General features: G+C 50.8%; 10 protein-coding genes. 7 read left to right on the forward strand and 3 right to left on the reverse strand.

Annotated features, from left to right (window positions below):
* Positions 1–132: 132 nt before the first annotated feature.
* Complete coding sequence (locus ACYVSB_RS05525; RefSeq protein WP_461218708.1) at positions 133–2313, forward strand: glycoside hydrolase family 65 protein; 2181 nt, start codon at positions 133–135, stop codon at positions 2311–2313.
* 384 nt (positions 2314–2697) lie between these two features.
* Here ACYVSB_RS05525 and ACYVSB_RS05530 read toward each other — a convergent pair whose 3' ends face one another.
* A complete protein-coding gene (locus ACYVSB_RS05530) occupies positions 2698–3099 on the reverse strand; it encodes a hypothetical protein (protein ID WP_461218709.1) in 402 nt (133 codons plus the stop codon).
* A gap of 1425 nt (positions 3100–4524) precedes the next feature.
* On the opposite strand from ACYVSB_RS05530, the gene ACYVSB_RS05535 reads away from it, so the two are divergent.
* The 3 genes from ACYVSB_RS05535 to ACYVSB_RS05545 all read left to right on the forward strand — a co-directional run bounded on the left by ACYVSB_RS05535 (position 4525) and on the right by ACYVSB_RS05545 (position 7070).
* The gene (locus tag ACYVSB_RS05535) at positions 4525–4773 is read left to right on the forward strand and encodes a hypothetical protein (RefSeq protein WP_461218710.1); all 249 of its coding nucleotides are present in this window, start codon (positions 4525–4527) and stop codon (positions 4771–4773) included.
* Between the two features lie 115 nt (positions 4774–4888).
* On the forward strand, positions 4889–5785 hold the full coding sequence (locus tag ACYVSB_RS05540; protein WP_461218711.1) for an ABC transporter ATP-binding protein: 897 nt from the start codon (positions 4889–4891) through the stop codon (positions 5783–5785).
* The gene (locus tag ACYVSB_RS05545; RefSeq protein WP_461218712.1) at positions 5778–7070 is read left to right on the forward strand and encodes an ABC transporter permease; all 1293 of its coding nucleotides are present in this window, start codon (positions 5778–5780) and stop codon (positions 7068–7070) included. Before ACYVSB_RS05540 ends, ACYVSB_RS05545 begins: the two co-directional genes overlap by 8 nt.
* On the opposite strand, the gene ACYVSB_RS05550 is transcribed toward ACYVSB_RS05545, so the two are convergent.
* Positions 6984–7427, reverse strand: a complete 444-nt coding sequence (locus ACYVSB_RS05550) for a hypothetical protein (RefSeq protein ID WP_461218713.1) — start codon at positions 7425–7427, stop codon at positions 6984–6986. The genes ACYVSB_RS05545 and ACYVSB_RS05550 overlap by 87 nt on opposite strands.
* Positions 7428–7480: 53 nt before the next feature.
* Here ACYVSB_RS05550 and ACYVSB_RS05555 point away from each other — a divergent pair, with 53 nt between their 5' ends.
* The 3 genes from ACYVSB_RS05555 (at position 7481) to ACYVSB_RS05565 (ending at position 11312) form a co-directional block, all read left to right on the forward strand.
* Entirely contained in the window at positions 7481–8929 is a 1449-nt protein-coding gene (locus ACYVSB_RS05555; protein WP_461218714.1) for an alpha/beta hydrolase, read from the forward strand.
* A 254-nt stretch (positions 8930–9183) separates the two neighbouring features.
* Positions 9184–10242 carry an AEC family transporter gene (locus ACYVSB_RS05560; RefSeq protein WP_461218715.1) on the forward strand — a complete coding sequence of 353 codons (1059 nt, stop codon included), beginning with the start codon at positions 9184–9186 and terminating at the stop codon, positions 10240–10242.
* A 68-nt stretch (positions 10243–10310) separates the two neighbouring features.
* Positions 10311–11312: an NAD(P)-dependent oxidoreductase gene (locus ACYVSB_RS05565; RefSeq protein ID WP_461218716.1), complete on the forward strand. Its 1002-nt coding sequence runs from the start codon at positions 10311–10313 to the stop codon at positions 11310–11312.
* A 908-nt stretch (positions 11313–12220) separates the two neighbouring features.
* On the opposite strand, the gene ACYVSB_RS05570 is transcribed toward ACYVSB_RS05565, so the two are convergent.
* Complete coding sequence (locus tag ACYVSB_RS05570; RefSeq protein WP_461218717.1) at positions 12221–12496, reverse strand: hypothetical protein; 276 nt, start codon at positions 12494–12496, stop codon at positions 12221–12223.
* Between the last annotated feature and the right edge of the window lie 12 nt (positions 12497–12508).

The following is a 12508-nucleotide window of genomic DNA, read 5'->3' on the forward strand; positions in this document are numbered from 1 at the left end:
TCGTGGTCGCAAATGCTATTCTGAAAGAGCAACAATAGCGACGGTTGGTAAGCACAGCAACAGACAAATCCGCGCGGTTTTATTCGAATCCGCGCGTAAGTATGATGAGGAGTTTTTTGGGAGGGCGAGTACGTGGCAAATCCATTTGTATTGAAATTGCAGGATCTGAAGAATCAGTCGGCGGCCAATGTGGCGACGATTTTCTCCCAGGGGAATGGGAGCTTTGGCGTGCAGGCGACGGATCCGTTGGTGGCTAGCGCGGGAACGATCATCAATGGGTTCTACGAGCAGGCGCCGATCACTTATGGCGAGACGGCTTACGGCTATGCCAAAAATCACCAAACGATCATTGCGTTACCGTCATTGCGGCAATTGCAACTTGCAGATCAGGCGGGGCGTCCGGCGGTCAGTTTAGGCGCGCAGGCAGTGGCGTTAGATATGGCCACTGGGATTTTGACGGCGGTTTATGGCGTGAGCTTCGCGGCGGCTGAACCGGCGGCGTTAACGTTAACGGTGCGCTCGCTAATTGGCGAGGCGGATGCTGATCTGTCCGCTTATTTATTGGACTATCAGGTGAAATCGTTGACTTATCAAGGTGCGCTGACGTTGACCAAACCAGGGTTGGCCTTGGCCGCAACAGCGGCTGCCACCGTGGATCCTGACGATCCGCGGGTGGTTGACCGGGGGAGCCAACTGACCAGCGCGACCTTGGCGTCGACCGCGCAGACGCTCACCCAGACCGTCACGACGCAAACCAGTCAGTTAACGGCGCAGGTGCAAATGGCGGGGATCGGGACTGATTTGCGCCGGGTGGTGCAGTTAGTACCTGGCGCACAGCTTGAGCTGACTTATTTGGCCCAGCTTGATTTTGATCCCCGCCGAGATTTACAACCTGCGACGGCGGCGACGGTCACAGCTTTGCGCCAACGAACGGCGACGTATTGGCGTGATTTCTGGGCAGCGGGCGAAGTCAAGATCAGCGGCGATGCGCAATTGGATCGCGGCCTTCATTTCAATTTGTATCAACTGTGTCAGTCGGCAAATCGGACCGGCGCCTACAGTATTGCCGCGAAAGGTGTTTCCGGGCCAGGTTACGAGGGCCATTTCTTCTGGGATACGGAAATGTACATGCTGCCCTTCTTCACCTACACCCAGCCGAAAATCGCCCGGGCCTTGCTGAAATTCCGCTATCAACAACTGCCTCAAGCACGGCAACGGGCGTGGGAGTTGGGCGTGGCGGCAGGGGCGCTGTTTCCTTGGCGGTCGATCAACGGGCAAGAGGCCAGCGCTTTTTTCCCGGCGGGGACGGCGCAATATCATTTGGACGCGGACATCGCTTATGCGGTGGGACTTTATTATGAAACCACTTTAGATGATCCCTTCATGGCGAAGTACGGCTTACCGATCCTTTGGGAGACGGCCCGCTTTTGGCAAAACTTCGGGGCTTGGGGTGAGCGCGACGGACAACGGTGCTTCATGTTCCATGATGTGACCGGGCCTGATGAATACACGGCGCTGGTGGACAACAATTATTACACCAACCGCTTGGCGAAACATAATCTGGAATTGTTCCTCAAATATTATCCTCAATTTCAAGCCTGTGCTCAACTGCCAGTGACGGCGGCCGATTTGACGGCCTTGCGGGAGATCGCGGCGGGGATTTATCTGGGCTTTGATCAGCAACGGCAATTGACGCCTCAAGATGACACCTTCTTGAACAAGCCGCTGTGGCCGCTGGCAAGTACGCCGGCCGCCAATTTCCCCTTGCTGCTGCATTATCACCCGCTCACGATCTATCGCTACCAGGTCAATAAGCAACCGGACATGTTGCTGACCAACTTGCTTTTTCCTGGCGAGAAGTCACCGGCGCAACAGGCTCGCGATTACGCCTATTATGAAAAAGTCACCACCCATGACTCCTCGCTGTCCCGTAGTGTCTTCGCCGTTTTAGCGGCGCAGTTAGGTTATGATGACGCGGCTTACCAATATTTCTTGGACTCAGCCTTGCTGGATCTGACCGACTTGCAGGGCAATACCAAAGATGGCCTGCATATGGCCAATCTAGGTGGCAGCTGGCTAAGTGTGATTTATGGATTTGCCGGAGTGTCGCTGCAAGACGGCCTGCTCCACATCAATAATCATTTGCCGCAGAAGTGGTCCGGGCTGATGTTCCGTTTGAAGATTGCTGGTCGCCAGTTACAAGTCCAGCTAACCAAGGACAAAACAACGGTAGAACTGCTTAGCGGTGCGCCTTTAGAAGTTGTGATCGCCGGTCAACCAACCATGATCAAGGCGCAAGCCGACCAAAGCTAATTGGCGCGTCCAGTTTGCTTGGCCTGACTTTTCCTAGGCCAATTCTTTTCAGAAAATTATCTGGAATTTCTTGGCCACTTTTCTGAAAGAAATCAAAGTATCAGCACACAAAAACACACCAGCGGGCAACTGGTGTGTTTTCTTATCTATGGGGTTTGTAGAGGAGAAACTCTACGCTCATTCTTGTCTTTGGAGGAGTAAGAATGAAATGAAAAAGTTGGGTTACTATTATGGGCTAGCTTCAAAGGAGGGGTAAGTCCTTCGAAGCTATGAGTACAATATAACCGCAAAATGTGAAGAAAGTTTGACGTTAGCCTTAAGGAAAGGTAAATCAGACCTAGGACTGAGACGTTTTCCGTACAATGACCGAGAAGCAATCTCCTACTAATCTAGATCAGTTTTACTTAATAGGTCAACTAAGGTCAAAAGGTTGGGATGTTGCTCAGAAAAACGACCGGTAAGTTGGTCACGATCAAAAAACGCCTGACTTTGAAGCGTGAAATTTAACGGTTGTTGGGGCTGACTGACCAAGGTCACGGTTACGAAATGGTGGTCCCAAGTTGGATGGTCAACCGTGAAACTCAATGTAATTGGCATTGACGCTAATGCTTGGAGTTGTTGCTTGGCCTGATTCATGGTGGCGTCGTCGACCCACAGTTCATCGTCCAGCAGCATAAATCGCTTGGGACCAGCGCTGATCGTTAGATCCACCGCCTGCCCAGCTTGATGATATTGCTGTAATTGCTGGAACAGATCCGCTAAGGAATAATTAAGTTGCGCTGTCATGGGAGTACTCGCTTTCATCGCTTACTTTCAATGTCTTCTTCAGTATAGGAAACTGCCTCACCAAAAACAAGCCACGCGCCCGCCGCGTTGGCTGTTGGGTTGGATGACTTATTTTTGGCTGAAAGTATGAAGCTCGCAGCTTGCGCTGCGCGTGGCGTTGGTGGTGGGCAGGTGTAGTGGGCTCCAGGTCGGGCTGGGGGTGGTGGAACGCGGCGGGCACGATTTTGAGCTTTTCGGAAACCCACCGAAAAGCTCAAAACTCGGCCTTATTGTAGGCGATAAATCGCCAACAATAATATCGCGGCTGACTCACCCCCAGCCCGACCTTCCGCCAACAAACGAACGGACCACCAACACCAGAGTGCGGAACACAACGGGTTGACTTTGAGCATTAACCTAGCTAGGATTTTGGAGGCTGGTCTTTGCCTCCGGAAGCCTAGCGTAGTTAAGCGGAAAAGTCAGTTGTGTGGAGCACGTTTCAACACCACACGCTCCGCTCCAGCCGCTCAACGTTATTGCAGCCGTTTGAGCACTTACGCCAATTGGTAAGCTATGGTTAATTGATAGGGAGCTACGCAGTTGACAACCATGGCTAGTGGTTACCAGCTTTAAATTGGTGATACCAGTACAATTTATCTGATGAACTCGGGCAGAATTTTGGCGGATCAACTAAATCGGCCGGCTTTCCACCTATGAACTGTGACGAAAACAAACAGAGCTGTCCAGCCTACGCAAAATAGCCCGACCTCCTGATCCAAATCCGTTGGTATTGCTGTACCACCTCAAAAGAGGGTAATTGTTTTGACCTCCAGCTTGCAAAAGCACTTCGTCAGATACCCCACTTCGACTGCAGATATGCACACAGCTGCCCAGCAACCGCCTCAGGACGTGTGGCTCAGCGGTGAGATTATTCTTAGCGATTTATCGCTTAGAATAAGGCTCGATTTGAAGACAATTCCCGTTTTTGGAATTGGCTTCAAACGATGCCCACCGCGTTCGAAACAGAGTGCGAGCCGACCCGGGTAGCTCCTGAGCATTAGCCTAGCAACTATTTTGGAGGCTGATCTTTGCCTCCGGAATAGTTGCGTAGCTAAGCGCAGGGAGCTGGGTCGGTGAGCACGTTTCCAGCCACGACAAACGTCCTGAGGCGGTTGCGTCCACACCCAAACCCGCCACACCTGCAATCAAGCGAAAAAGCATGAATAGGAGCCGACCCACCCCACCCGCAATCAAGCGAGGAATCAAACATAGGAATCGTCCGTTTTAAAAGCCATTCAAACCATACCCGTCAAATCCGCGCTCAATCACTTTTTCTCCGCGAATCTTCCCGAATAAAGACGCTCATCCGCCCGTCCGCCCCTTGAAACCCAGTGGCTTGCCCGCTAAGCTTTTAAACAAAGACTGAACTGATGGGGGATAAATGTCATGTTAGAACTTGCGGTGGGAATCTTTGCGGTGGTGACCTTGGCCCTGTTTGTTTTAATAAAAGTCAACTTGCGCTTGCCCCAGCGTCTGTTTGAGTTCTGTGCCTTGGGATATATTATGGGCGGGCTGATTTTGTTTGCGCTGTTGGTTTTTCTGATACCGGGGCCGGAAAGATATTTGCTTGTGATCGATTTCGGAATCTTGCTATTTGGAACACGGTTGAGCCTGCGCTATCAGCAGCGTTATTAAACGTTGATTTCAGGGCGTTTGAATTTAAATCAAGCGTTATTTTAATGCGTAGGGCTTGTAATATGCGGATAAATCAGGTACGCTTTTGCCATTCAAGGGAGAGGGGTTGGTGCCCATGTTAATGGTGCATGACCTGGTAAAGAAATTTGGTACGATGACAGCGGTGGATCATGTTGATTTCACGCTGAATCCGGGAGAAATTTTAGGTTTGATTGGGCAAAACGGCGCTGGTAAAACGACGACTTTTCGGATGATTCTGAACTTTATTGAGCCTGATCAGGGCCAGATTCGCTGGCAAGGGCAGCCGTTCACTCAGGCGCAGTATAATCAGTTGGGCTATTTGCCTGAGGAGCGCGGGCTGTTTCCGAAAATGACGGTGATGGATCAAATCACTTACTTTGCCGAACTGCGGGGCATGAAGCGGGCGACGATTCGGGCGGAAGTGCCGCGTTGGTTGGAGCGGTTTGCGGTCAAGGCCAAGCCAACGGATAAGATTCGTGATTTATCCAAGGGTAACGCGCAAAAGGTGCAGTTGATCGCAACGTTGATCCATCACCCAAAGTTGATTATTTTGGATGAACCGTTTAGTGGCTTGGATCCAGTTAATGTTAGTTTGTTGCGGGAAGGTATGCTGGACATGAAGCGCGAGGGTGCGGCAATCATTTATTCGGATCATAATATGACCAACGTGGAACAGGTCAGCGATCAGTTGGTGATGCTGCGTCAAGGCGAAATGGTTTTGAATGGGACCGTGGATCAGGTGCGCCAGCAATTCGGGCGCATCAAGGTTTATGTGGAAACAACGCTGCCGCAAGAACAGTTAGCGGCGATCCCTGGCGTGGTGCGGATCACGCCGCGGCGTCATGATTTGGAGTTGACGTTGGCGGATGAAGCGGTGGGTCGCGAGGTGTTCAAGTTGGTGACGGCGCAGGGTTATTTGCCGGAGTTTAGCCAACAACCGCCAACGTTAGAGGAGATTTTCAAGTTGAAAGCGGGTGCGGACCATGAGTAAATTCCGAATTGTTTTTCGCCAAGTTTATTTGAAGAATTTGAAAAGTGGCACTTATATTTGGATGGTCTTAGCGCCACTGGTCTTTCTACTGATCGGCGGGGTGATCACGATCGGCATTGTCAAAACGCAGCAACCAGTGAGTGTGGCCTTGGTCACGCCGCAAGCTGAGTTAGCGCCGCTGGTGGCCAGTTTGCCTAAGAAAAACGACTCCTATCAGCGGGCGACTAAAATCACTACAGAAGCGCAGGCCAAACGGGCGTTGAGTCGCTCGAAATTGGATGGCTACGCGGTTTTGACCAGTCAGAACAATCAGATGAAAGTTAGCTACGTTAGTCGCGCCAGTGGGCAAGGACTGCCATTTTCCACCCTGGACGCCCAATTCAATCAAGTGAGCTTGCAGTATCAGGCCGAGCGCTTGCAACTCAGCGGGGCCGCCTTGCAGACGCTACTAGCGCCGATTAAGACCACGCAGACCACGGTCGCCTTCAATGATCAAGGCAAGGTCGAAAAACGCGATAATAACCAGCAGGTGGTCAATACGATTGTGGCGACGGCGGTCTCGGTGTTGATGATGATGTTCATTATGATGTACGCGGGAATGATCGCCAGTGAGGTCGCGGCGGAAAAGGGAACGCGAATCATGGAGATCGTTCTATCCAGCATCAACGTCAACACGCAATTCATCGGCAAAATCGTGGCGATCCTGGCGCTGATCATGACTCAGCTCGGGGTTTATGTGGTTTTGGGCTTGGTGGGCAAGCCGCTAGTGACCCACTTCCTCTTCCAAGAATTTCCCGCGGTCAAAAGCATGCTGAGCAATTTCAAATTACCAGGTTTAGCAGCGGGTCAACTGGTGCTGACTGGGCTATTTCTGATCGTCGGCATTATGACCTACACGGTTTTGGCGGCGATGCTAGGGTCTTTGGTCTCCTCGGTTGAGCAGGCGCAACAGGCGATTACCCCGCTGTCAATGGTGGCGGTCCTCGCTTATGTCTTGGGCATCATGGCCGGCAATGGCGTCAACAACACCCTGATCAAGGTGACGGCCTTTGTGCCACTGCTTTCGCCAATCTTGGCGCCCGCGCGCGTCTCCGCTGAGGCGATGAGCCTTAGCGCCGGTTGGCTGTCCCTGCTGATCTCCGTCGTAGTGCTGGTGCTGCTTTACTACGTCTCGCTGATCTTCTACCGGGCCAACGTGCTAGTCTACTCCGACAGCAATCTCTGGCAATCGTGGCGCGCATCTTGGCGGATCTTGACCAATCGTCAGCGGCAGAGTCGTTCTTGATTCGCAGCCATTGTTGACAAGAACCACATCAGAAAAATAGAGTGGATCCGATTTCCCGCTATGCATGGCGCATGGTTGGGAAAACGGGTCTTTTTTGATTTGCGGGTGTGGGTGGGTCTGGTGGGGACGCAACCGCCTCAGGACGTTTGTCGTGGCTGGAACGCGGTGGGCACTGTTTTGAGCCAATCCGCAAAGACCGCGGCTTGTCTCAAAATCAGGCCTTATTCTAAGCGATAAATCGCTAAGAATAATCTCACCGCTGAGCCACACGTCCTGAGGCGGTTGCTGAACAGAATTGAGCCTATCCGCAATCGAAGTTGTGTATCTGACGAAGTGCTTTTGCAAGCTAGAGGACAAACAATCGCCCTTTTTGGGGTGGTACGGCAATATCAACAGATTCGGATTAATTGGTGGATACAGTTTGCGTAGTTGAACATCTTTACTTGTTCCCTAAACAATCCTTGGCTGAAAACCGACCGATTCAACTGACTGATCAAGAACTTGTACCAGTTCATCAAGCAGTTTGCGCTGGTGTCACCAATTTAAAGCTGGTAACCACTAACCACGGTCGTCATTTGCGTGGTTCCCCATCAATTGACAATAGCTTGCTAGTCGGCGTGAGTGCTCAAACGGCTGTTATAACGTTGAGCGGCTGGAGTGGAGAAATTCGGGGTGAGCTCGCCGTGAAATTGTCCTTAGCGGCTTTGCCGCTTAGGACAAGGCCTGATTTTGAGACAAGCCGCGTCCTTTGCGGATTGGCTCAAAACAGCGCCCACAGCGAGCTCACCCCGAATTTCGCAGCGCAAGCTGCGGACATCATACTTTCAACTCGCTCAAGTGACACCAACTCAAAATCTGGTGTCAATGATTTGACATCTAGTTTTAAAAACCAGATAATAACGGTGAAGCGTTATTGGAGGTTGACCATCATGAAAATTGCTATTTTAATTGTGTTGATTCTGGTCGTGGTATTCTTGGCAATCGCCGCCTGGAAAACGTATACGATCGCGATCCGCACGACACCGAAGCAAAAGCAAGCCTATATTGACCGCTCGTGGGCCCAAGTCAGCGCCGCGGATCGCCAGTGGTATCAGCAACAGGATTGGCAAACGTGGCAGATCAAGAGCGAGGATGGCCTACAGTTGGTGGCGCGCTTTCTCCCGCCAGCCACGCCCGATCGTCCAATCGTGGTCCTGGCACATGGCTATCATCACACGCATCAGCAAATGATTCCCTACGCCTGTTTGTATGCCCAGTGGGGTTGTGGATTGTTGTTACCAGACAGTCGCGGTCAAGGTTTGAGTGACGGGTTCAACTTGGGTTTTGGCTGGTTGGATCGCCGCGATTATGTGGCTTGGAGTCAGGAAATCTTGCGGCAACGTGGATCGGCGACAGCAATCGTGTTGGCTGGGGTCAGTATGGGTGGCGCCACTGTTTTAGCGGCTAGCGGCGAGGCGGATTTGCCGGCGAACGTTCAGGCAATCATTGACGATTGTGGCTTCGATCATGTTTACCCCCAAATCAAATTGCGGGTCAGCGGAAAATATCATTTGCCCCAGGAGCCCACGGTTTGGCTGGCCAGTTTGTTGACGCGGCACTTTGCCCACTATCGCCTGCAGGAGGGGGATATCGCTAGCCAAGTCGCCCGCAGTCACACGCCGACCTTGTTCATCCACGGTGATCAGGACGATTATGTACCAATCGCGTCAGAGCGGCACATGTACAAAATTTGCCAAGCGCCGAAAGCAGCCTATATCGTTCCGGGAGCAGGTCATACTGCCGCGTATGCCACTGATCCAGACCAGTATGCCGCTCGGGTAAAAGATTTTTTAAGTCGTTATGTGAGTGACTTCGCTTAGTGCCAATTTCGTTTTCGGGATGGATTGTTCGTCTTTTCTGCGCAAAGTTAAGCGCGAAGCCCCGTGATTAATTGACTCATTTTAATAAATACTGAACTAATCGCACAATCAGTTGATTGTGCGATTTTTTAAAAAGTGATTATTCACAAAAAACTGTATTTTTCACGATTGCAGATAGTTGCTGAATGGGATTGGATGTGGAATAATGACTGATGGTACAAAAGAAATGATTATCTTTGGGAGGATTATGAATTATGGATTTTGGCAAAGTTTTAGCTGAAACTTTCACCAACATGAGCATCATCAGCGCCATCACGTCGACGATCTTCATTATTTTGTTGGGCTTTATTCTGAGAAAACGTAATATTTTCACAGCCCAATTTGGGAAAGTTTTGACCAAGGTCGTGCTGTCAGTGTCACTGCCAGCGTTGGCCTTCAACTCATTTATGGCACCGATCGATCAGAAAACGTTACGTCAGGGCATCAACGTACTGATCTTCGGGATCGTTGTTTATATTGTTTTGATTTTCGTGACTAAATTAATGTATCTGCGCTATCCAAAAGAAAAGGGCGATGTGCTCAGTGTCTTGACGACATTCGGTTCGACCACGTTCTTCGGGATCCCGATCGTTTCGGCGATTTATGGCGTTAAAGGCGCGATGTACGCGTCGATCTTCAATATTGGCTACCGGATCTTCTTATATTCGTACGCGTATATCAAGATGTCTGGCTTGGAAATGGATAAGAAGAACATTAAGAAGATGTTCCTCAATCCAATTGTCATCGCGACCTTCTTAGGCTTGTTCCTGTGGATTTTGCAACCGTACATGCCTCAAGTCAGCGCCATGAATGTGGCTACGCAGAAAATGGGCCAAGTTGCCTTCTACCGGATCGACCAAACAGCGCTATGGCTGTACAAACCATTGACCTACTTGGCGGGGTTGGCTTCACCGTTAGCTTGGTTAGCGATCGGGTCGACTTTGGGCGAGATCACCTTCAAGGACGCGGCTTCCGACAAAACTTCTTGGTACTATACTGCCATGAAAGTAATTGCTGTGCCGGCGATCAACTTGGCTTTGTTGCTGATCTTGACCGTGACGCATATCTTACCTGTTGACCAAGTTGCTTTGGCGACGATCTTGATCATGATGGCCACGCCAACAGCCGCAGTCGCGTCATCCTACGCGATCGGTTTCGATCGAGAAGCCATCATGGCCTCCAACGCCTCGTTGCTGTCAACGATCGGCGCGGTGGTGATGATGCCAATCTGGATCGTGATCATTTCCATTATCAACGCGACAGGTCTATTCTAGAGATGGCTCAAGTCGCGGCAGCGCGACCGTATCTGAACTTGCTTTTGATTAGCTGAAGGAGGATTTTCATGTTTAAAATCGTTGCTTATGGCGTTCGCGAAAACGAAGTCCCATTTTTCGAAAAATTGAATCGCTACAACTATGACTTGAAATTATTGCCGGAATACTTGAATCACGACAACATCGACACAGCGAAAGGCGCTGATGCCGTGCTGTTGCGGGCTAATTGTGTGGCCGACGCGACCAATCTGGCTAAAATGAAAAACTGGGGTATCAAGTACGTCTTCACCCGTACCGTCGGCTTCAACCATATCGACTTAGCAGCGGCTGACGCCAATGGCCAATTAGTGGCCCGGGTCCCTTCTTATTCACCCAACGCCGTCGCCGATTTGGCGTTGACCTTAGGCTTGACCTTGCAGCGGCACGTGGCTTTTGCGGCTTATCATTCCCAGGCCAAAGACTTCCGCGTTTTGCCGGAGGAATTCAGCTCTGAGATCCGTAATTTGACCGTGGGAATCATTGGCACTGGCCATATTGGGATTGCTGAAGCGCGTTCGTATCAAGCGCTGGGCGCCAAAGTTCTCGGCTATGACATTTATCAATCTGATGAAGCCAAAGAAGTCGTGACTTTCGTCGAACAAGCTGACTTATTGGCGCAAGCTGACATCGTCTCGCTACACGTTCCTTACATCAAAGGCGAAAACGATCGCTTCATCAACGCCGATTTATTGAAATTGATGAAGCCGACCGCGATCTTGGTCAATACCGCGCGGGCGGAAGTTACTAATGTGGCTGACATCGTGGCGGCCCTGCAAGCCGGCAAGTTAGGCGGTTTCGCCGCCGACGTGATCGATGATGAGAAGGATTATTTAGGTAAAAACCTGCAAGATCAACCCATCAAAAACGCCGACTTGGCCGCTTTGATCGATTTATATCCACGGGTGATCTTGACGCCACATATCGGTTCTTACACCAAAGAAGCCTTGACTGACATGATCAACATCAGCTATGACAATTTCAACGAAGTTTTGACCACCGGCACCAGTAAGAACTTATTGCACGCAAAATAAGCGCGGCCGCTCAGGGGCATTGGTGGTGGGCAAATGCGGTGGGGCTCCAGGTCGGGCTGGGAGTGGTGGAAACGTGTTCCACGCAATTGCTTTCTACGCCGATACGCAATTTCACTGGATTGATGCAATCAATCCAGTGAAATCGCTAGTCGTGCTCAAAAGCAGATCATTGCGTTCCACACTCTTCTTCGAACGCGGCGGGCGTCACTTTGAGCTTTTCGGAAACCCGCCGAAAATCTCAAAGCTGAGCCTTATTCTAGGCGGCAGAGCCGCCAAGAATAATATCGCAGCTGACTCACCCCCAGCCCGACCTTCCGCCAACTAATAAACGCCCACCAACGCCAGAGTGCGAACCGACCCGGGTAGCTCCTGAGCATTAGCCTAGCAAAAATTTTGGAAGTGGACTTATGCCTCCAGAATTTTTGTGTGGCTAAGCGTAGAATTCAGTTGTGGTGAGCACATTCCAAATAAAGCCGGCGTTCCTTGATCCCTCAGCGTTTTGCTGAAGGTTAGGGGAGCGCCGGCTTTATATTTTCTTCACACTTGGGGTCGAGCATCATTTTTTCTTCAATTTTTATTCGCGTAAGTCGCTTAATTCCATTAGAGATTCTTCGCAAAGGTTGGGTATAGTTATCAACATAGAAAGCAAGAGGTGATGCCCATGACAAACAAAACCTGCTCCGCATCCACTGGCCGCACTTCCGACCAACACTGATGCTAAGAAGCAGCTGCGCCACCACGATCTAGATAAAAATCCAAATTCTAAAACTTAATGTAATCGTAGTTGCCCGCTATAGATTACACCGTGTTCACGCTGGTTGCCCGCCAGCAAGAACACACTCTAAAACGCTAGGCCGCAAGTTGCCCGCTTGCGACCAACCCTTTCCAAATTTTCTTCATTTTATTAATTAACGTATTCGCGCTTGCCCGCGTGAATACCCTCCTCCCCTTAAAATAATTGTCTTAAATAAGCGCCGTCCCTTGCCCGGGGACCGGCGCTTTTTGCGTTTGAGCTTTCGCTTGATTGCGGATGTAGTGGGTTTGAGTGGGGGACGCAACCGCCTCAGGACGTTTATCGCGGCTGGAACGCGGTGGGCACTGTTTTGAGCCAATCCGCAAAGTGCGCGGCTTGTCTCAAAATCAGGCCTTGTCCTAAGCGGCGGAGCCGCAAAGGACAATTTCACGGCTGAGCCGCA

It is taken from the genome of Lapidilactobacillus salsurivasis, from assembly GCF_054785215.1.